We start from the raw sequence: 24,364 nt of genomic DNA on the forward strand, positions 1-24,364 counted from the left end.
GCCTATGGCATTTTTATCAAAGCTCGCTTATACCTTACCTCACAGATAAGTTAGGAAACTTAATCATAAAACCCTTTCAGGGATGAGTTTAGTGTTAACTTTGTATTAATTAGTCATCTAAACACCAGGTTAAATTTAGCTCTAGGGCACCCCCTTGGGCATTCCAGCGCGCCTACAAAAGCCACACAAGCGGCTTTTGCGCGCTATGCAAATTAACTTTGGCGTTCAGAGGCTAACCACATGGCACAATCCAATTTTACCCTTGGGGCTGTTGATATTATTGCTCGTCACGGCGGCGCAAGAATCGCTGACGTCGCAAGCGGCGCCCGTTCCGTAAGCCTGACGCAAAGCAGTATTGTGCGGATCCATGGCACTCAGGCTTTGGTGAGCAGCTATGAACGCCAAGGTAACGATCTGATCGTACACATGAAAGATGGCACCACGGTGCGTTATCAGAGCTTCTTTGAGGTGGACGCCGACGGCAAACACAGCGAATTGGTGTTTGATGATGGCAATGGCGCCATCCAGCACGCGATATTCCCGGCAACCGCCGCCACCGCTGAGCCAACGCTGATCACACCGCAGTTTGAGTCACTCTCTGATGTTTCGTCTCTGCTAATTACCGATCATGATTTATCCAACGGTGCCATCGCCGCCATTCTGGCTGGCCTGGCGCTGGGGGCTGGCGTCGCCATTGCTACCGGGACGGGGAAGAACGACCACAACAATGACGAACCGTCCGTACCGCCAGAACAACCGACCCTGACCGTCGGGAAACTGGGCAAGGACAACGTTCTGAACGCCAGTGAAGTTAAAATTGCCCAGTTACTGAGCGGCCTGACCACCGGCGTTGCCGCGGGCGTGACCATCACGCTGACGCTCAACGGCAAAAGTTACACCACTACCGTCGGGGCCGATGGCAAGTGGAACTTTGACTTTAGCTCCGCCGCGCTTGCTGGCCTGAAAGATGGCAATTATCAACTGACAGTTAAACTGACTAATCAGGATGGGATCAGCGTCGAAAAAACGATCAGCGTACTGGTCGATACCACCCCGCCAGCCTTGACCGTCAATAAGCTGACCGGCGATGACCACCTGACCGGTGCCGAGTTAAAAGCGGCACAGGCGCTGAGCGGTACCGGCGAAGCCGGGCTGACAATTACCATTACCCTGAACGGTAAAACCTACACCACGACGGTGGGTAGCGACGGCAAATGGAGCTTACAACTGCCTGCGGCAGATCTGGCTTTGCTGAAAAACGGTAACTACGAGTTAATCGTGACCTCCGTCGATAAAGTGGGCAACCAAACCACGGTCGATCATCAGATCTCGGTTGATACCACCGTAGTTAATCCTACCCCGCAGATCACGATTAACGCCCTGACCGGCGATAACGTAATCAACGCCAACGAAGCGAAAAGCACCCAAACGCTGAGCGGCCATACGCAAAATGTTCAAGCGGGGCAAACCGTTACCATCACCTTGAACGGCAAAACCTATAGCGCCGTGGTTCAAGGCGATGGCAGCTGGTCACTTTCACTGCCTGCCGCCGATCTGGCTGCGCTGGCTAATGGCTCGATCACGCTCAATGCCACCGTCACCGACAAAGCAGGCCAAAACGCCAATGCGCATGAGAACATCACCGTCGATTTGACCGCCCCGGTGCTGACCGTCAACAAACTGGCCGGAGACGACGTACTCAACGCCGCCGAGGCGCAAACATCACAGACCCTGAGCGGCACCAGCAATCCGGGCCAGACCATTGTCGTTACCCTGAATGGTAAAACCTACACGACAGTCACTGGCGGGGATGGTAAGTGGAGCCTGGTACTGCCTGCCGCAGACCTGCAGGCGTTGGCTCAAGGGGATAATACCCTCACCGTGACGGCTACCGACGCCGCAGGCAACAGCACTACCGTAACGGAGCATTTGCAGGTAGATACCGTGCCACCGGTGCTGACGCTGGATAAATTTACCGGCGACGATTTGATCACCGTCGACGAGCAAAAATCGGCGCAAAACATCACCGGCACCGCTTCCGTCAGCGAAGCTGGGCAGGTGGTCAGCGTTTCCTTCAATGGCAAAACCTATACCGGCATCGTAGGTGCCGATGGCAAATGGAGCATCAGCGTGCCAGCCGCGGATATGGCCGCGTTGATCGACGGTAGCTATGAGATGATCGCCACGCTCAGCGATCAGGCAGGCAATACCACCACTACCGCCCCACAAGTGATCACCGTAGACAGCAATGCTTCGGCAATCAATATCGGTATTGTCTCTTCAGACGATAAACTCAACGCCGTCGAAGCCGGGCTTCCTCTTGCCATCAGCGGCACCACGGCCAACGTCGCTGCCGGGGCTACCGTTACCGTCACGCTAAATGGCAAAACCTATACCGCACTGGTATTGGCGGACGGCAGTTGGACATTGCAGGTGCCTAGCGCCGATCTGCAACTGCTGGCCGAAGGCAGCAACAGTATTTCTGCCAGCGTTACAGGTAACGATGGTTCTACCGTGACCACCACGCATAATCTGGACGTTTACACTCATGATTTGCCTGCGGTGACTCTGGACACGCCGTTTGGTGACGGCATCCTGAACGGCGCAGAAGCGGGTCAGCCACAGACGCTTACCGGCACAACCGGCATCACCAGCCCGGGCCAGACCATCACCATCACCCTGGGCGGTAAAACCTATACCGGCACCGTGGATGGCAGCGGCCATTGGAGCGTCACCATCCCTGCCGCCGATCTGCAAGCGTTGCCAGACGGCACACCGGCCTTGACCATCACGGTTACCGATGCGGCGGGCAACAACAATACGCTGAACACCACCGTCACCATCGATGAGACCGCGCCAACCCTCACCATCAACACCATCGCGGGCGACGATATCCTCAACGCTGCCGAGGTGCAGGTGGCGCAGACCGTGTCCGGCACTGCGTCCGTTGCCGATGCGGGCCGCACCGTCACCCTGACCTTGAACGGCAAGACCTACACCGCGGTGGTACAAGCGGACGGCACCTGGAGCGCTTCACTGCCAGCAGCTGACCTTGCCGCTCTGGCTGACGGCAGCCATAATCTGGTCGCCACCCTCACCGATGCCGCAGGTAACAGCACCAGCGTCACCCACGGCGTCAGCGTCGATGCCGACCCGGCCACTCTGCCAACACTCAGCATCAACGTGTTCGCTGGTAACGATATTGTCGACGGCGCAGAGGTGAAAACCGCCCAGACCCTGTCTGGTACTACTACCCACGTGCAAGCCGGGCAGACCGTCACCATCACGCTGAACGGTAAAACCTACACCGCTACCGTATTGGCAGACGGCTCATGGAGCACCAGCGTACCGGCAGCCGATCTGGCGCTGCTGGCCAACGGCCAGACCACCATTACCGCCACAGTCAGCGACAGCGCCGGTAACCCGGCCAGCGCCAATCATGACGTGACCGTCGATACCGACCTCAGCGGGCTGTCTATCGCCGTGATCGCCGGTGACGACAAACTCAGCCTGGCGGAAAGCCAACTGCCGCTGGCCATCAACGGCAGCAGCGCCAACCTGGCCGTCGGGACTACGGTTACCGTGACCTTGAACGGTAAAACCTACACCGGCACCACGCTGGCAGACGGCTCCTGGAGCGTCACCGTGCCTGCGGCAGATCTGGCGTTGCTGGCCGATGGCACCGCCACTGTCACCGTGACCGCTGTCGATCAGGCCGGTAACCCGGTCAGCGACAGCCACAACCTGGGCGTATTTACCCATAGCCTGCCAGAGGCCACGCTGAACACACCGTTTGGCGATGGCATCCTGAACGGTGCAGAAGCGGGTCAACCACAGACCATTACCGGCTCCACCGGCATCACCACGCCTGGGCAGACCGTTACGGTCACCCTGGGTGGTAAAACCTACACCGGCACCGTGGATGGCAGCGGCAACTGGAGCGTCACCATTCCAGCCGCCGATCTGCAAGCATTGCCTGACGGCACGCCAGCCTTGACCGTTACCGTTACCGATGCGGCGGGCAACAGCAATACGCTGAACACCACCGTCACCGTCGATGAGACCGCGCCAAGCCTCACCATCAACACCATTGCGGGCGACGATATCCTCAACGCTGCCGAGGTGCTGGTGGCGCAGACCGTGTCCGGCACCGCTTCCGTTGCCGATGCGGGCCGCACCGTCACTCTGACCTTGAACGGCAAGACCTACACCGCGGTGGTACAAGCGGACGGCACCTGGAGCGCTTCACTGCCAGCAGCTGACCTCGCCGCTCTGGCCGACGGCAGCCATAATCTGGTCGCCACCCTCACCGATGCCGCAGGTAACAGCACCAGCGTCACCCACGGCGTCAGCGTCGATGCTGACCCGGCAAACCTGCCAACGCTCAGCATCAACGTGTTCGCCGGTAACGATATTATCGATGGTGCAGAGGTGAAAACCGCCCAGACCCTGTCTGGTACTACTACCCACGTGCAAGCCGGGCAGACCGTCACCATCACGCTGAACGGTAAAACCTACACCGCTACCGTATTGGCAGACGGCTCATGGAGCACCAGCGTACCGGCAGCCGATCTGGCGCTGCTGGCCAACGGCCAGACCACCATTACCGCCACCGTCAGCGACAGCGCCGGTAACCCGGCCAGCGCCAATCATGACGTGACCGTCGATACCGACCTCAGCGGGCTGTCTATCGCCGTGATCGCCGGTGACGACAAACTCAGCCTGGCGGAAAGCCAACTGCCGCTGGCCATCAACGGCAGCAGCGCCAACCTGGCCGTCGGGACTACGGTTACCGTGACCTTGAACGGTAAAACCTACACCGGCACCACGCTGGCAGACGGCTCCTGGAGCGTCACCGTGCCTGCAGCAGACTTGGCGTTACTGGGCGATGGCACCACCACTGTCACCGTGACCGCTGTCGATCAGGCCGGTAACCCGGTCAGCGACAGCCACAACCTGGGCGTATTTACCCATAGCCTGCCAGAAGCCACGCTGAACACGCCGTTTGGCGATGGCATCCTGAACGGTGCAGAAGCTGGCCAATCCCAGACCCTCACGGGCACCACTGGCATCACCACGCCTGGGCAGACCGTTACGGTCACCCTGGGTGGTAAAACCTACACAGGCACCGTGGATGCCAACGGCAACTGGAGCGTCACGCTGCCAAGCGCTGACCTGCAAGCACTGCCAGACGGCACGCCAGCCTTGACCGTCACGGTCACCGATGCCGCCGGTAACACCAACACGCTGAACACCACCGTCACCGTCGATGAGACCGCACCAACCCTGACCGTGGGCTTGATTGCTGGCGATGATGTGCTGAACGCCGCCGAAGTGTTGGTAGCGCAGACTGTGTCCGGCACTGCCTCGATCGGTGATGCGGGCCGCACCGTCACCCTGACCTTGAACGGTAAAACCTACACCGCCGTGGTGCAGCCAGATGGTTCATGGAGCACCAGCCTGCCTGCGGCCGACCTCGCCGCCCTGGCCGACGGCAGCCACAATCTGGTCGCCACCCTCACCGATGCAGCAGGTAACAGCACCAGCGTCACCCACAGCATCAACGTCGACGCCAACCCGGCCAACCTGCCAACGCTCAGCATCGGCATATTTGCCGGTAACGACATTGTCGATGGCGCAGAAGTGAAAACCGCCCAGACCCTGTCTGGTACCACCACCCATGTGGAAGCGGGCCAGACCGTCACTATCACCCTGAACGGTAAAACCTACACCGCCACCGTCTTGGCAGATGGCTCCTGGAGCACCAGCGTACCGGCTGCGGATCTGGCGCTGCTGGCCAACGGCCAGACCACCATCACCGCCACCGTCAGCGACAGCGCCGGGAACCCGGCCAACGGCAGTCATGACGTGACCGTCGACACCGATCTCAGCGGGCTGTCTATCGCAGTGATCGCGGGTGACGACAAACTCAGCCTGGCAGAAAGCCAACTGCCATTGGTCATCAGCGGCAGCAGTGCCAATCTGGCCACGGGTGCAACCGTGACCGTCACGCTCAACGGTAAAACCTACACCGGCACCACGCTGGCGGACGGCTCCTGGAGCGTCACCGTGCCTGCGGCCGACTTGGCGTTGCTGGCCGATGGCACCACCACCGTGACCGTGAGCGCCGTCGATCAGGCCGGTAACCCGGTCAACGACAGCCACGATCTGGGCGTCTTTACCCATACCCTGCCAGAAGCCACCCTGAACACACCGTTTGGCGACGGCATTCTGAACGGTGCGGAAGCGGGTCAACCACAGACCATTACGGGTACCACTGGCATCACCACGCCTGGGCAGACCGTTACGGTCACCTTGGGTGGTAAAACCTACACCGGCACCGTGGATGCCAACGGCAACTGGAGCGCGACCATTCCTGCAGCCGACCTGCAAGCGCTGCCAGACGGCACGCCAGCCTTGACCGTCACGGTCACCGATGCCGCCGGTAACACCAACACGTTGAACACCACCGTCACCGTCGATGAGACTGCGCCAACCCTCACCGTGGGCCTGGTTGCCGGGGATGATGTGCTGAACGCCGCCGAAGTGTTGGTAGCGCAGACTGTGTCCGGCACTGCCTCGATCGGTGATGCGGGCCGCACCGTCACCCTGACCTTGAACGGTAAAACCTACACCGCCGTGGTGCAGCCGGATGGTTCGTGGAGTGCGTCACTGCCCGCCGCCGATCTGCAGGCACTCAGCGACGGCAGCCATAACCTGGTCGCCACCCTCACCGATACTGCAGGTAACAGCACCAGCGTCACCCACAGCATCAATGTCGACGCCAACCCGGCCAACCTGCCAACCGTCAGCATCGGCGCGTTCGCCGGTAATGACATTGTCGATGGCGCGGAGGTGAAGACCGCTCAAACCCTGTCCGGCACCACCACCCACGTGGAAACGGGCCAGACCGTCACCATCACCCTGAACGGTAAAACTTACACCGCTACCGTCTTGGCGGATGGATCCTGGAGCACCAGCGTACCGGCAGCCGATCTGGCGCTGTTGGCTAACGGCCAGACCACCATTACCGCCACCGTCAGCGACAGCGCCGGTAACCCAGCCAGCGCCAATCATGACGTGACCGTCGATACCGATCTCAGCGGGCTGTCGATTGCCGTGATCGCCGGTGACGACAAACTCAGCCTGGCCGAAAGCCAACTGCCGCTGGCGATCAATGGCAACAGCCAGAACCTGGCCGTCGGGGCTACGGTCACCGTCACCTTGAACGGTAAAACCTACACCGGCACCACGCTGGCAGATGGCTCCTGGAGCATCTCCGTGCCTGCGGCCGACTTGGCGTTGCTGGCCGATGGCACCACCACCGTGACCGTTACTGCCGTCGATCAGGCCGGTAACCCGGTCAGCGGCAGCCACGATCTGGGCGTGTTTATCCATAGCCTGCCAGAAGCCACGCTGAACACACCGTTTGGCGACGGTATTCTGAACGGCACGGAGGCAGGCCAGCCGCAGACCATTACGGGTTCTACCGGCATCACCACCCCAGGGCAAACGGTCACCGTGACTCTGGGCGGTAAAACCTACACCGGCACCGTGGACGGCAGCGGCAACTGGAGCGTCAGCGTTCCTTCTGCCGATCTGCAAGCGCTGCCGGACGGCACGCCTACCCTGTCCGTAACCGTTACGGATGCCGCCGGTAACAGCAATACGCTGAACACCACCGTTACCGTCGATGAGACTGCTCCAATCCTCACCGTTAACGTAGTGGCCGGGGATGATGTGTTGAATGCCGCCGAAGTACAGGTGGCGCAGACCGTGTCCGGTACCGCCTCGGTCGCCGATGCGGGCCGCACCGTCACCCTGACCTTGAATGGCAAAACCTACACCGCCGTAGTGCAACCAGACGGATCGTGGAGCACCAACCTGCCCGCCGCCGATCTGCAAGCACTCAGCGATGGCAGCCATAACCTGGTCGCTACCCTCACCGATGCCGCGGGCAACAGCACCAGCACTACCCATGTCCTCGGTGTGGATGCCAACCCGGCCAACCTACCGACGCTCAGCATCAACGTGTTCGCCGGTAACGACATTGTCGACGGCGCGGAGGTGAAAACTGCTCAGACCCTGACCGGTACCACCACCCATGTGGAAGCGGGCCAGACCGTCACCATCACCCTGAACGGCAAAACCTACACCGCCACCGTACTGGCTGATGGTTCCTGGAGCACCAGCGTACCGGCTGCCGATCTGGCATTGTTAGCCAACGGCCAGACCACCATTACCGCCACCGTCAACGACACTGCAGGTAACCCGGCCAACGCCAGCCATGATGTGACCGTCGATACCAACCTCAGTGGGCTGTCCATCTCCGTGATCGCAGGGGATGACAAACTCAACCTGGCCGAAAGTCTGCAACCGCTGACGATCTCCGGCGACAGCGCCAATCTGCCGCTCGGTGCCATCGTCACCGTGACGCTGAATGGCAAGATTTACATCGGCCTGACCCTGCCAGACGGTTCCTGGAGCGTTCAGGTCCCGGCCGCCGATTTGGCCCTGCTGGCCGATGGCACCGCCACCGTCAGCGTCAGCGCCGTCGATCAGGGCGGCAACCTGGTCAGCAACAGCCATAATCTGGGCGTGTTTATCCACACTCTGCCGGACGCCACCCTGAACACGCCGTTTGGCGATGGCATCCTGAACGGCACGGAGGCAGGCCAGCCGCAGACCATCACGGGGTCCACCGGCATCACCACGCCGGGGCAAACCGTTACGGTCACCCTGGGCGGTAAAACCTACACCGGCACCGTGGATGGCAGCGGTAACTGGAGCGTCACCGTCCCAGCAGCCGACCTGCAAGCGCTGCCAGACGGCACACCGGCCTTGTCTGTAGTGGTCACCGATGCCGCTGGCAACAGCAACACGTTGAACACCACCGTCACCGTCGATGCAACCGCACCAACCCTGACCGTGGGCCTGATTGCTGGCGATGATGTGCTGAACGCTGCCGAAGTGCTGGTAGCGCAGACCGTGTCCGGCACCGCCTCGATTGGTGATGCGGGCCGCACCGTGACCCTGACCTTGAACGGCAAAACCTACACCGCGGTGGTGCAACCGGACGGCACCTGGAACGCTTCACTGCCTGCTGCCGATCTGCAAGCGCTCAGCGACGGTAGCCACAACCTGGTCGCTACCCTCACCGATGCCGCGGGCAACAGCACCAGCGTGACCCACAGCATCAACGTCGATGCCAACCCGGCCAACCTGCCAACCGTCAGCATCGGCGTGTTTGCCGGTAACGACATTATCGACGGCGCCGAAGTGAAAACCGCCCAGACCCTGTCTGGTACTACCACCCATGTGGAAGCGGGCCAGACCGTCACCATCACCCTGAATGGTAAAACCTACACCGCCACCGTGCTGGCCGATGGTTCCTGGAGCACCAGCGTACCGGCGGCGGATCTGGCGCTGTTGGCCAACGGCCAGACCACCATTACCGCCACCGTCAGCGACAGTGCCGGGAACCCGGCCAACGCCAACCATGAAGTGACCGTCGACACCAACCTGAGCGGCCTGTCGATTGCCGTAATTGCCGGTGACGACAAGCTGAATCTGGCCGAAAGCCTGCTGCCACTCACCATCAACGGCGGCAGTGCCAATCTGGCCACGGGTGCAACCGTGACCGTCACGCTCAACGGTAAAACCTACACCGGCACCACGCTGGCAGACGGTTCCTGGAGCGTCACCGTGCCTGCGGCCGACTTGGCCTTGCTGGCCGATGGCACCGCCACCCTCAGCGTGACCGCCGTCGATCTAGCCGGTAACCCGGTTAGCGGCAGCCACGATCTGGGCGTGTTTATCCATAGCCTGCCAGCCGCCACCCTGAACACGCCGTTTGGAGACGGCATCCTGAATGGCACAGAAGCGGGCCAGCCGCAAACCATCACGGGCTCTACCGGCATCACCACACCAGGCCAGACCGTTACGGTCACCCTGGGCGGTAAAACCTATACCGGCACCTTGGACGGCAGCGGCAACTGGAGCGTCAGCGTTCCTTCTGCCGATCTGCAAGCGCTGCCAGACGGCACGCCAGCTTTGACCGTCACGGTTACTGACACCGCAGGTAACAGCAATACGCTGAATACCACCGTCACCGTCGATGCAACCGCGCCTACCCTCACCGTGGGCCTGATTGCTGGCGATGATGTGCTGAACGCCGCCGAAGTGCTGGTGGCACAGAGCGTCTCCGGCAGCGCCTCGATCGCGGATGCGGGTCGCACCGTGACCCTGACCTTGAACGGCAAAACCTACACCGCCGTGGTGCAACCGGATGGTTCGTGGAGCACCAGCGTACCTGCTGCCGATCTGCAGGCGCTCAGCGACGGTAGCCACAATCTGGTGGCAATCCTCATCGATGCCGCAGGCAACAGCACCAGCGTCACTCACAGCATCAACGTCGACGCCAACCCGGCCAACCTGCCGACCGTCAGCATCGGTGTATTTGCTGGTAACGACATTGTCGACGGCGCGGAAGTCAAAACTGCTCAGACCCTGTCCGGCACCTCCACCCATGTGGAAGCGGGCCAGATCGTGACCATTACGCTGAACGGTAAAACCTACACGGCGACCGTGCTGGCCGATGGTTCCTGGAGCACCAGCGTTCCGGCTGCCGACCTGGCGTTGTTGGCCAACGGCCAGACCACCATTACCGCCACCGTCAGCGACAGCGCCGGTAACCCAGCAACTGCCAATCATGACGTGACCGTCGATACCGATCTCAGCGGCCTGTCTATCGCCGTGATCGCGGGCGATGACAAACTCAACCTGGCGGAAAGCCAACTGCCGCTGGCCATCAACGGTAGCAGCACCAATCTGGCGGTCGGCGCCACGGTTACCGTGACCTTGAACGGTAAAACCTACACCGGCACCACGCTGGCGGATGGCTCCTGGAGCGTCTCCGTGCCTGCCGCCGATCTGGCGTTGCTGGCCGATGGCAACTCTACCGTGACAGTCACTGCCACCGATCTGGCCGGTAACCCGGTCAGCGACAGCCACAACCTGGGCGTCTTTACCCATAGCCTGCCAGAAGCCACCCTGAATACACCGTTTGGCGACGGCATTCTGAACGGCGCGGAAGCGGGTCAACCACAGACCATCACGGGTTCTACCGGCATCACCACGCCTGGGCAAACCGTTACCGTGACTTTGGGCGGCAAAACCTATACCGGCACCGTAGACGGCAGCGGTAACTGGAGCGCCACCATCCCTGCGGCCGATCTGCAAGCGTTGCCAGACGGTACACCAACCTTGTCCGTAGTGGTCTCCGATGCCGCCGGTAACAGCAATACGCTGAACACCACCGTCACCGTCGATGCAACTGCGCCTACCCTGACCGTGGGTCTGGTTGCCGGGGATGATGTGCTGAACGCCGCCGAGGTGCTGGTGGCACAAAGCGTATCCGGCACCGCCTCGGTAGCAGATGCGGGCCGTACCGTGACCCTGACGCTGAACGGCAAAACCTACACCGCCGTAGTGCAACCGGATGGCTCGTGGAACACCAGCCTGCCTGCCGCCGATCTGCAAGCACTCACCGACGGTAGCCACGATCTGGTCGCTACCCTCACCGACGCGGCTGGCAACAGCACCAGCGTCACCCACAGCCTCAATATCGATGCCAACCCGGCCAATCTGCCAACGCTGAGCATCGGCGCATTCGCCGGGGACGATATCGTTAACGGGGCCGAAGCGCTGGTCACTCAGGCCCTGTCCGGTACCACCACCCATGTCGAAGTCGGCCAGACCGTGACGCTAACCCTGAACGGCAAAACCTACTTCGCCACCGTGCAGTTGGGCGGCGGCTGGAGCGTTAACGTTCCGGCGGCAGATATGGCGCTGCTGGCCAATGGCCAGGCTACCATCACCGCCAGCGTCAGCGATCAGGCAGGCAACCCGGCCACCAGCAGCCATACCATCAGCGTTGATACGGCGGTGGAAAGCATTGCCATCAACCTGATTGCCGGTGACGATCAGTTGAACCTGACCGAAGCCTCACAGCCGCTGACCATCAGCGGGACCACGGTCAATGTGAACGCAGGCCAAACCGTTACCGTCACCTTGAACGGTAAAACCTACACCGGCGTCGTTCTGGCCAACGGCAGTTGGAGCGTATCGGTGAACAGCGCCGATCTGCTGGCACTGCAAGACGGCCTGACGACGGTCACCGCCAGCGTCTCCAACCCGGGTGTCGATCCGGTCAGCGACAGTCATTCACTGGATGTGCATATCCATACCCTGCCGGAGCCAACCATCAACCTGCCGTTTGGCGATGGTTTCCTCAATCAGGCTGAGGCCGCCACGGCACAACTGCTGAGCGGCAGCACCGGCATCCCTGGTGCGGGACAAAGCGTGATCGTCACTCTGGGTGGCAAAACCTATACCGCAACCGTGGATGGCAGCGGTAACTGGAGCGTTTCCATCCCATCGGCCGATCTGCAAAACTTGCCAGCGGGCAGCAATACCATCAGCGTATCCGCTACGGACTCCGCAGGTAACAGCGTGCCTGGCAGCACTACGGCACAGGTCGATCTGGTGCCACCAACTCTGGCGGTCAAGCCGTTTGCCGGGGATGACAAGGTTAACGCCCTGGAAAGCCTCAGCGACCAGGTGGTTTCCGGCACCGCTTCCATCGGCGATGCCGGGCGTACCGTCACGGTGACCCTCAACGGTAAGTCCTATACCGGGGTAGTCGCCAACGACGGCACCTGGAGTGCCACCATCCCAAGCGCCGATCTGCAAGCAATGGGTGATGGCAGTTATCCATTAACCACCACCCTGAGCGATGCGGCGGGCAACACCACCACCGTCACCCATAACGTGACGATCGACGCCAATCCGCTGGATCTGCCAACCCTGAGCATCAATGTGTTTGCCGGTAACGATATTATCGACGGCGCAGAGGTGAAAACCAGCCAGACGCTGAGCGGCACCACCACCCACGTCGAAGCGGGCCAGTTGGTAACCATCACGCTGAATGGCAAAACCTACACCGCCACCGTGCTGGCGGACGGTACCTGGAGCACCAGCGTATCCGCCGCCGATCTGGGCCAACTGGCTCAGGGCAACAGCACCATTAGCGTCACCGTTAGCGATACCTCCGGCAACCCGGCATCGGCAACGCATAACGTGGTGGTCAACACGGCCCTGAGCGGCATCGCCATCGACGTGATTGCCGGTGACGATAAGCTGAACCTGGCCGAAAGCCTGTTGCCATTAACCATCAACGGCAGCAGCCTCAACCTGGCTACCGGCGCAAGCGTGACCGTGACGCTGAACGGCAAAACCTACACCGGCATTACGCTGGCGGACGGTTCCTGGAGCGTGCTGGTACCACCGGCCGATCTGGCGCTGTTGGCAGACGGCAATATCAACCTGAGCGTTTCCGCTGTCGACCAGGCCGGTAACCCGGTCAGCAGCAGCCATACCTTGGGCGTGTTTATCCATAATCTGCCAGACGCCACCCTGAACACGCCGTTTGGCGATGGAATCCTGAACGGTACGGAAGCAGGCCAACCGCAGACCATCACCGGTTCCACCGGCATCACCACGCCGGGGCAAACCGTCACCGTGACTCTTGGGGATAAAACCTACACCGGTACCGTGGACGGTAGCGGCAACTGGAGCGTCACCGTTCCGGTTGGCGATTTGCAGGCACTGCCGGATGGGACGCCATTGCTCAGCTTAGTGGTCACCGATTCTGCAGGCAACAGCAACACCCTGAGTGGTACCGTAGTGGTCGATAAGGTCGCTCCGACCCTCACCGTCAGCGTGATTGCCGGGGATGACGTGCTTAACAGCGCAGAAGTGCTGCTCAACCAGACGGTTTCGGGCACCGCCTCCATCGGGGATGCAGGTCGTACCGTGACGCTGACGTTGAACGGTAAAACCTACACTGCGGTGGTTCAGCCGGACGGTTCGTGGAGCACTTCACTGCCAACCGCCGATCTCACCGCACTGTCCGATGGCAGCTATAACCTGGTCGCCACCCTGAGCGATAGCGCCGGTAACAGCACCAGCGTCACCCACGCCATCGGGGTTGATGCCAGCGCGTTGAACGCACCGGTGCTGACCATCGGCACCTTTGCGGGCAACAATATTATTGACGGTGCCGAGGTGCAGGCAACGCAAACTCTGAGCGGCAGCAGTCTGAATGTTGAAGCCGGGCAGATCGTTTCCATCACCCTCAATGGCAAAACCTATACCGCCACCGTGCAGGCAGACGGTTCCTGGAGCACCAGCGTACCGGCGGCCGATCTGGCTCTGCTGACCAACGGCAGTGTAACGATCACCGCCGAAGTGGCCGATAAAGCCGGTAACCCGGCCAGCGCCACCCATGACGTTACGGTCGATCTAACCCAGAGCGCCCTGGCGATTGCCCCAATCACTGGCGATAACCAGTTGAACGCCATCGAAGCCGCCGCAGGGATCAGCATCAGCGGGAGTTCCACCAACGTTGCCGCCGGAGCCAGCGTCACCATCGCGCTTAACGGTAAGTTCTACGAAGCAATCGTGCAGGCCGATGGCAGTTGGACGACGACCGTTCCTTCAGCCGACCTGACGATCCTGGGCGATGGCAACCTGACCGTCACCGTCAGTGCCACCGACGAAGCGGGCAATCTGGTCACCGGTTCGCAGCAGTTGGGTGTGCTGATCAACAGCCTGCCGGTTGCCACCTTGAACACACCGTTTGGTGATGGCTATCTGAACAAGGCGGAATCCACCAGCGATCAAACGCTGAGCGGCACCACCGGCGTCAGCGGTAGCGGGCAAACCGTCAGCGTGGTACTGGGAGGGAAAACCTATACCGGCATCGTCGATAACAACGGCAACTGGAGCGTGAGCGTACCAAGTGCCGATCTGGCGGCTCTGCCTGACGGCCCAACCAGCATTGGGGTCACCGTCGGCGACGTGGCTGGCAACACTTCCAGCATCACCTCCAGCGCCACGGTCGACCTGACCGTGCCGGTGCTGACCATCAACACCATCAGCGGTGATGACATCATCAACATCGCCGAAAGCCAGCAAGCGCTGCAAATCACCGGTACCGCACCGATCAACGACAGCGGTCAGCCAGTGGTGGTGAAAGTCACCATCAACGGCTTGACCTATAACGGGCTGGTGCTGGCGGATGGCAGTTGGAGCGTCACCATTCCGGCTGGCGATCTGGCTAACCTGCCGAACGGTGCCTCCTCCATCACCGCCACCTTGACCGACGCCGCTGGCAACACCGGCAGCGTCAGCCACGGCATCACCCTGGATACCGACCCGGCCCAGGCGCCGCTGTTGACCATCAACACCCTGTCCGGCGATGACTACCTCAGCCTGGCGGAATCCAACCTGCCGCTGACCATCAGCGGGGGTAGCCAACGCGTCGAACAGGGGCAACAGGTCACCGTAACGCTCAATGGCAAAACCTATACCGCCATCGTCGGCGCGGACGGCAGTTGGAGCCTGCAGGTTCCGGCTGTGGATGTGGGGGCCTTGCCAGACGGTAAAGACACCCTCACCGCCACGGTTAGCGATACCTCTGGCAACCAGGCTACCGCCAACCACAACCTCACCGTGATCACCGATGCGGGTAATCTGCCGCAGCTGTCGGTCAACGTGATTGCCGGTGATGACATCATCAACGCCAATGAGGCGAATGCTGCCATCATCATCAGCGGAGGATCCAGCCATGTGCAGCCTGGCCAAGTGGTCAGCGTGCTGCTTAACGGCAAAACCTACACCGCAGTGGTACAAGCAGACGGTAGCTGGAGCGCGACGGTTCCATCAGCCGACGTGCAGGCATTGCCACAAGGCCCGCAGACCGTGACAGCCTCGGTGACCGATATCGCCGAGAACCCGGCCAGCGCCACCCATAACGTCACTGTTGACACCGTGCCACCATTACTGGAGATCGATATCTTCGCTGGTGACGGCATCCTGAACCTGGCGGAAGCGCTGCTGGGGCAAGTGTTGAGCGGGCATACCGACCCGGGTCTGACCGTTACCGTCACGCTGGGTGCCAACGTTTACACCGCCCTGGCGGATCCGACGACCGGTGCATGGAGCGTCAATATCCCAAGCAATATCCTGCAAGGGCTGTTGGATGGTAACGTGACCATCGGCGTGAGCGTCACCGACGCCGCAGGTAACGGCGTGTCAGACTCCATCACGGTGGCGGTCAACACCCATACGCTGCCATCGCTGACGCTGAACCCGCTGTTCGGTGACAATATTCTTAATATTGCCGAACTTGGGATCGCTACGCCAATCGGCGGTGCAGCAGCCAACCTGCTGGTTAACACCACGGTATTGGTCCAGATTGGTACCTACGTGGTGAACGGTATCGTGAATAACGATGGTACCTGGAGCGCGCTGATCCCAGCCAATGCCCTGGCCTTGCTGGCAGACGGCACCGTGCAGGTGGTGGTCTCCGCCGTGGATGCGGCAGGTAACCCAGCCAGTGCGGGCGGTTCGCTGGAGATCCTGTCTCATCTCCTGCCGAATCCAACCATTAACCTGCCGTTTGGCGACGGCGCTCTGAACCTGGTGGAAGCCGGGGTCAATCAGCTGCTGACCGGCACCACCGGCATTATCGGCAACGGCCAAACGGTGGTGGTCAGCCTCAACGGTAAAGACTACAACGCCACGGTCGGCAACAACGGCCAATGGAGCGTCCCCCTGCCAACCACCGATCTGCTGGGGCTACTGGATGGCCCACACACCATCAGCGTGGTTGCTACTGATAAAGGCGGCAACAGCCACGGCGCGACGCTGGACTTTGACAGCATCCTCACCGGGCTGCCGGTCGCCGGGTTCGACACGCCGTTTATCGATGGCATTGTCAACCATGCCGAAGCCTTGCTGGGCGGAGCCCTCACCGGTACCACCGGCATCGCCAGCAATCTTGGCCAGACCGTGAAAGTGAACGTTAATGGCCTGACCCTGAACGCCACGGTAAATGCCGACGGTAGCTGGACGCTGCCACTCGACAGTGCCACCCTGCTTGGCCTGCCGGATGGCACCTGGCCAATCACGGTAACCGTAACGGATAGCGTGGGTAACACCAGTAGCACCAACGGATCGGTCGATATCCTGATCAACAAGCTGCCGTTGCCAACCCTGGACCTGCCGTTTGGCGATGGCTTGCTGAATATTGCCGAAGCCGCGCTGACGCAAACCCTGACCGGCAAAACCGGTCTGATCGGCAGCGGCCAGATCGTCACGGTGACGGTGGACGAAGGTCTGCCAAATCAGCAGACCTTTACCGCTCAGGCCGATGGGCTGGGTGGCTGGTCTCTGCAACTCACCGCAGCACAGCTTGCCGTATTCACCAACGGGCAGCATACCGTTGAGGTCACCGTCGAGGATCGTGGCGGCAATACGGCCACCACCGCGCCGCTGGACGTTAACGCCCTGCTGACGCTGCCGACTCCTACCATCATTCCGCCGTTTGGCGTTGACGGTGTGCTGAGCATCAGCGAAGCCGCCGGTGCGCTGACGATCACCGGCACCACCGGGGTGAATGGCGCAGGCCAGGCGGTGAAAGTGGTGATCGATGTCAATGGCGTCAGTTACAACGCGCAGGTTGATATCAACGGCAACTGGTCGTTACCGCTGCCTGCGGCCACCCTGAGCACCTTGCTGGATGGGCCACACGTGCTGACCGTCACGGCGACCGATGCCGCGGGCAACACCAACAGCAGCGCCCTGAACTTCACTAGCGATCTCACCGCACCGGTACCAACCATCAACACACCGTTCGGTGACGGGTTCCTCAACCTGGCCGAAACCAACCTGGGGCAAACCCTGACCGGTAGCGCCGGTGATGCGACTGCGGTCAACGTGAAGATCGGCAACATCAACTTTGCTGCTCAGGTCAACGGCGATGGTACCTGGAGCCTGGCGCTCAACAGCGGCGCGCTCAGAGATCTGGTTGAAGGTGATAACACCATCACCGTGACCGCCACGGATGCCGCTGGCAACCAGGGCACGGCCGGTTCTTCGGTGCATGTCTCAATCACCACTCTGCCAACCGTGACCATCTCTAACTTCACAGCGGATAACACCATCAACTATGCCGAAAGCCAATCGGTACAGCTGATTAGCGGTACCTCCACTAACGTCGCGGTTGGGCAACAGGTGACTGTTACGCTCAACAGCAAAACCTATACCGGGGTGGTGTTGGCGAATGGCAGCTGGAGCGTATCGGTGCCACCAGCCGATCTGAAAGCCCTGAGCGGGACGCCAAGCATCACGGCTCAGGTCAGCGATCAGGCCGGGAACCTTGCCGTCGATAACCACAGCTTCAACGTTAACCTGACGCCTCCGGGCCAGATTATTACCGTTGATCCGATCACCGGCGATAATATCGTTAACGCCAGTGAAGTCGGGTTGATCATCAACCTGACCGGTAAAGTGGTCGGTGGGATCGGCCTTGGGCAGGTCGTCACCATTACCGTGGGTGGCTTACCACTGGGTATTCCGGTCACTACCTTGGCGGATGGCACCTTCAGCACCGTGGTGACCTTCCCGGTTGACGGCAATATCGTGGTTTCCGCCAGCACCACCTTGCTGACGCCGCTACCGACCGTCTTCACCGCCAGCGAAACCGTGTTGGTCGACCGCATTCCACCGACGCTCACCATCAATACCTTCGCGGGTAACGACGTGTTGAACGCCAGTGAAAGCACCGTCGCCCAGGCAATCTCCGGTACCGCCTCGGTCTCGGAAGCGGGTCGCATTGTCACGGTCACGCTGAATGGTAAAACCTACAGTGCGCAAGTCAGTGGCACTGGCACTTGGTCGGTCAATGTGCCACCGGCAGATCTGGTTAACCTGCCGCAGGGTAGCAACACCATCAATGCGACCTTGAGCGATGCCGCAGGCAACACCACGCCAGCAACGCACGTCATTACTACCGATACCACGGCACCGCTGCTGTCGGTCGATCTGCTGGCCGGGGACAATATCCTGACGCTGGCAGAAGCCCTGCTCGGCCAGGCATTGACCGGTACTGGCGGCATTGGCGAAACCGTCACTATTACGTTGGGGCCATTGACCGCCAGCGTGGTGGTTGGCCCGGATGGCAAATGGAGCATTCCACTGCCGTCGCTCAACCTGCAAAGCCTGACCGATGGGCCGCAGATCATCGGCGTCACGCTGACCGACACCGCTGGCAACAGCAGCCATACCGACGTAACGCTGAACGTGGCGTTGAACAAAACGCTCGGTGCGGGGGTTAACGCCCTATTTGGCGGTGATGGCGTGCTAAACCTGGCCGAATCGCTGCTGACTCAGGTGATCAGCGGTAACGCCACCGGCGATTACAACGGTGCGGTGGTACATGTCACCGTTGCCGGGATAACGCTGGATGCCAACGTGGGCGGCAATGGCCAGTGGAGCGTCTCGCTGCTGCCAAGCCAACTGAGCCTGTTGGGTGACGGTCTGGCGCAGATACAGGTGCAAATCGTCGATTCCCACGGCAACGTGGTCAACGACCTGATCGATATAGATGTCCTTACGCAGAACCTGCCGGTGATCGGCCCGGTCACCGCCTTTGGCGATGGCCTGCTGAATGCGGTAGAAGCCGGTGTATCACAGACTGTCAGCGGGGTGATTAACGGTCTCGGTATCGGCGGTGGCAGCGTTAGCGTCAGCCTGGGCACCAAAACCTACACCGCCAGCGTTGGCAGTGACGGTACCTGGAGCCTGGCGATCCCACCGCTGGATCTGGCTGCCCTGAGCGACGGCAATCTGGCGTTGGGCGTCTCGGTGACCGACTCTGCCGGTAACGTGGTGAGCAAAAATATCGATATCACCGCCATCATCCACAATCTGCCGAACATCGTGCTGGATCCGATCTTTGGCGACGGCATCCTCAACGTGGCAGACCTGTTGCTGAACCAGACCATCGGCGGCACCGTCACCAATCTGGCGAAGGGCGCCACCATCAATCTGGATATTGCCGGTTCGCAGACACTGACGGCCATCGTGGGCGACGGCGGCAAGTGGAGCGCCACCGTCACGCCGGATATCCTCGGTATCCTGCAAGGGCTGGGCAACGGTAACTTTACCGTCACCGCTTCGGCGACCGACGCTGTAGGTAACACCACCAGCGCCACTGCCGGGCTACAGTTGGATGTGTTACTGCCGGTGATCACGCTCGATCCGCTGTTTGGTGGTGATGGCTTCCTCAACGCGGCCGAAGCGTTAGTGGCACAAACCGTCAGTGGTACCGTGGCCTTTGCCAGCGCAGGTGCGCAGGTACAGGTTTCTCTTGGCGGTAAAAACTTCCTGACCACCGTCGGTGGCGACGGCAAGTTCAGCCTGGTGCTGCAACCTGCCGATCTGCACACCCTGTTGGACGGCAATATCAACGTTGGCGTTTCGGTGCTGGATGGCTCAGGTAACACCGGCGTGCTGAATACGGCGATTGATGTGATCGTCAACAAGCTGCCAACGCTGGCACTCAACCCGCTGTTTGGCGGTGACGGCTTCCTCAATGCGGCCGAAGCGCTGCTGACCCAGACCATCAGCGGTACCACCACCAATGCGGCGGCGGGTTCCCAGGTGGTAATCAAGGTCGGCACGCTGCAACTGAATGCCGTTGTCGATGCCGATGGTGGCTGGAGCGCCACCATCAATCCGCTGCAGTTGGCGGATCTGGCGGCGGGTAATCTGATCGTCAGCGCCACGGTCACCGATCCGGCAGGTAACACCAGCGGTGCCAGCGTAGGCCTCAACGTAGCGACCATCCTGCCAACGCTGACGCTGAACCCACTGTTTGGCAACGGCACGCTGGATCTGAGCGATCTGTTGTCACCGCAGATCCTGAGCGGTAACGCAGGTAACGTGTCGGCAGGGACCACCATCACCTTGACGCTGGGCAGCCACACCTACACCACCAGCGTCGATGCCACCGGCAAATGGCAGTTGCCGATCCCAACTCTGGATCTGCAAGGACTGTTGGATGGCGTGACCAACGTCACCGCCAGCCTCACCGATGCGGCAGGTAACACCGTGAGCCAGGCCAGCCCGCTCAACGTGTTGATCAACGCCCTGCCAACCCTGACGCTGGATCCGCTGTTTGGCGGTGATGGCCTGCTGAATGCGCTGGAAGCGACCGGCAACCAGATCATCAGCGGTCACGCCACCAACGCGCCGGGTTCAACCATTCAGGTTAACCTCGGCAGCAATACCTTCACCACCCAGGTGAAGGCCGATGGCAGTTGGTCACTCAGCCTGACGCCGCTCAACCTGTCCAGCCTGCTGGATGGCAATCTGTCACTGGGCGTTTCGGTAACCAACTCCGCAGGGAAAACCGGCAGCATCAGCGCCGATCTGGGCGTGGGCATCCACAACCTGCCGACCGTTAACCTGGGCAGCCTGTTTGGCGATGGTTTCCTCAACCTGAGCGAAGCCAACCTGAACCAGCTGATCGGCGGCACCACCACCAACGCCATCGGCGGTAGCGTCAGCGTCAATGTGGGAGGGCTGGTATTGACCGCCGCCGTAGGCAACGACGGGAAATGGAGCGTCAGCGTTCCTACCCTGAACCTGGTCAATCTGGCTGATGGGCCATTGTCGGTCGGTGTTACCGTCACCGACCGCTACGGTAACACCAGCTCGGCCAACGCCAGCGCAACGGTGAAAACCCACGCGCTGCCGTTGTTGGGCATCGATGCCCTAGGAACCCTGACGGGTGCTCTGGGCATTCTGACCAACGGCCTGACCGTCAGCGGTACCAGCCTGAACGTGCAACAAGGCGCGAAGGTTAGCGTGACCTTGCTGGGCAGCACCTTGCAAGGCACCGTGGATGCCACCGGACATTGGACGGTGAAATTCGACACCACCAACGCCCTCAAGGGTCTGAACGTGCTCAACCTGATACCTACCCTGTTGGGCACCGTGGTGGCGGCTTCTGTCACCGACCTGGCGGGTAACGGGGTCAGCGTCTCTGCGGGGCTGACTTCCGGTATCGAACTGCCACTGCTGCTGACGGCCAACGCGGCGGTCGAAACGCTGTCGCTGGATACGTCAGGTTCAGAAAACACCGGCACCGACAGCACCACCGATAACACCGCTGTACAGCATACTCAGGTAGCTGCAGTGCAGCACACCACCACCGAGACCAGCACGCCAACCAGCGAGGTCAGCACTACCCAGACCACCACAGATACCAGCGAGCCAGTCACCAGCACGCTGGTGGTGAACCCAACGCTGCCGGTGGATACCGCTGGTGTTACCACGGTTGAAGACACCACCTTCAGCATTGGCGGCGTCACCATCAATCTGGCGGATGGCACTACTGCCAGCGGCGACACCATCCATGGCAGCAGCGGTAACGATGTGATCCACGTCAACGCCCTCGACTTCCTGTCGATCGACGGCGGCGCGGGTATCGATACCCTGGAGCTGGATGGCAAAAACCTCAACCTGGATCTGACGGCCTTGGGTCTGAAGGTGCAACACATCGATATCTTCGATTTGGGCACCAGCGGCACCAACAGCATCACGCTGGATCTGCACGAGGCGCTGAACGTCAAGGATGCTGCCAGCGACAACCTGCTGATCAAGGGCAGCGTCGGTGACCAGGTCAATCTGACCCAGGCCGAAGGCGGCACCTGGAGCTCAGTGGGTCAACGGACGGTCGATGGCCAAGTGTTCGACGTTTACCACAACTCCGCCCTCGAAAGCGGCAACACCCTGGGAGATGTTCTGGTGCAGCAAGGCCTGCACGTCAACCTGGTGTAGTACCCGGCCTCTCCGTCAGCCACTGGCTCGTACGCAGCAAGCCAGTGGCATGGGAATGACAGAGTTCAGGCCAAGGCAGTGCGGCGGTTCCGTTCGGGAGACGGGCCGCCGAAATTAACGATCGTCACAATAACAAAGCCGAAACGGCAACCAAGCGCAGTTATCGGCATAGATGTGGTAGCGATAATGAAAAGACACCTTTATGGCATGGATGGAGCTCGGCTCACGCTACGGCGTGCGGCCACAATCGGACTGTTTTTGGGCGGATTAGGCGGGCTGACTGGTCAGACTCTCGCCGCACCGCAAGTCGAATTTAACTGGCAAGCCGCACCAACAGAACGTTCGGTAATGACGCTGACGTTACAGGATGCGATCCTACGAGCCTTTGCTCGTAACCCGCAGATCGCCCAGGCTTCGGCGCAGATTAACGTGGGTAAAGCCGATCTGGCGCTGGCGCAAAGCGCCTGGTTCCCGCAAATTGCCCTCAACAGCAATTTTGGCAAATCCAGCCAGACCGACTCTTCCGGTACCTTGAACAACAACGCCTCGGCAGGCGTGACCCTGAACCAGTTGCTGTATGACTTCGGCAAAACCAGCGGCAGCATTGAGGAGCAAAATAACCTCTCCGACGCCTATCGCTACACGCTGTACCAAACCATGACCGAGGTGGGCCAACAAACGCTGCAGGCTTACCTACAGGTCAAACGCTATCAGGACTTGGGCATTGCGGCGGAGCGCAACCTGGTGTCGCTGAACCGGGTCAAGGAAATTGCCGAGCTGCGGGCCAATGCTGGCCTCAGTTCACAATCCGACGTGTTACAGGCGCAAACCCGCATCGCCGGGATGAACGCCACGCTGGAACAGTATCGCGCCCAACACCGTTCGGCCCTGGCGCAACTTACCGTATTGACCGGCGTCGTGCCGGATAAACTGCCGGACCTGCCGCAGCAACTGCTGCAACAGAAAATCACCCTCAAGTCGCTGCCCTATCAAAAAAGCAATGCGGTGCTCAGCGCCCAGGCCAAGCAGGAAGCCGCTACCCAGCGCATTCGCCAGGCCGAGGCCCAGCACTGGCCTACCATCTCGGTTCAGGCCGGCCGCACCCGCTATGAGAGCGATGGCAACGACGCCCAATCATACTGGAACGATCAACTGCAGCTCGTCGTGCAGGCACCGATCTATCAGGGCGGTGCGGTCAATGCCAAGGTCGATGCCGCCGAGGGCGACCGCCAGGCGGCACAGGCTCAGGTCGAGGCCGCCAAGCTGGATATGAACCAGAAAGCCTCCACCGCCTATGCCGATCTGATCGGTGCGCAGCAGCGGGAGCTGGCCGGAGCGCAACAGCTGAGCAGCGCGGACTATACCCGCAGCGTCTACCAGGACGAGTACAAGCTCAGCAAGCGCAGCCTGAACGACCTGCTCAGCGTGGAACAAGACGTACTGCAGGCAGAAACCTCACGCGTCACCGCCCTGTACGACGGCTGGGACGCGGCGGTGCGCTACGCCTCCGCGGTCGACAACTTATTGGATATGTTGGGTATCGAGCGCCAACGAGCCAGTGGCGACAGCTTACCGTCGCTGTAGTCTGAATGATTTTGCCAGGAGCGCT

The 24,364-nt window shown here is 60.8% G+C and carries 2 protein-coding genes; both read left to right on the forward strand.

Going from position 1 to position 24,364, the window contains the following annotated elements:
* The first annotated feature begins 240 nt into the window (after nucleotides 1-240).
* On the forward strand, nucleotides 241-22,755 hold the full coding sequence (locus tag ACMV5I_RS21500) for an Ig-like domain-containing protein (protein WP_414825220.1): 22,515 nt from the start codon (nucleotides 241-243) through the stop codon (nucleotides 22,753-22,755).
* A 186-nt stretch (nucleotides 22,756-22,941) separates the two neighbouring features.
* The gene (locus ACMV5I_RS21505) at nucleotides 22,942-24,339 is read left to right on the forward strand and encodes a TolC family outer membrane protein (protein WP_414825221.1); all 1,398 of its coding nucleotides are present in this window, start codon (nucleotides 22,942-22,944) and stop codon (nucleotides 24,337-24,339) included.
* Nucleotides 24,340-24,364 lie beyond the last annotated feature (25 nt).

The organism is Serratia sp. T13T92, from assembly GCF_047530105.1.
In the GTDB taxonomy this organism is placed as follows: Bacteria; Pseudomonadota; Gammaproteobacteria; order Enterobacterales; family Enterobacteriaceae; genus Chania; species Chania fonticola.

Excerpts from the sequence above, each read along its gene's own strand:
- ACMV5I_RS21500 (WP_414825220.1), top strand. The coding sequence starts at position 241 with ATGGCACAATCCAATTTTACCCTTGGGGCTGTTGATATTATTGCTCGT.
- ACMV5I_RS21505 (WP_414825221.1), top strand. The coding sequence starts at position 22,942 with ATGAAAAGACACCTTTATGGCATGGATGGAGCTCGGCTCACGCTACGG.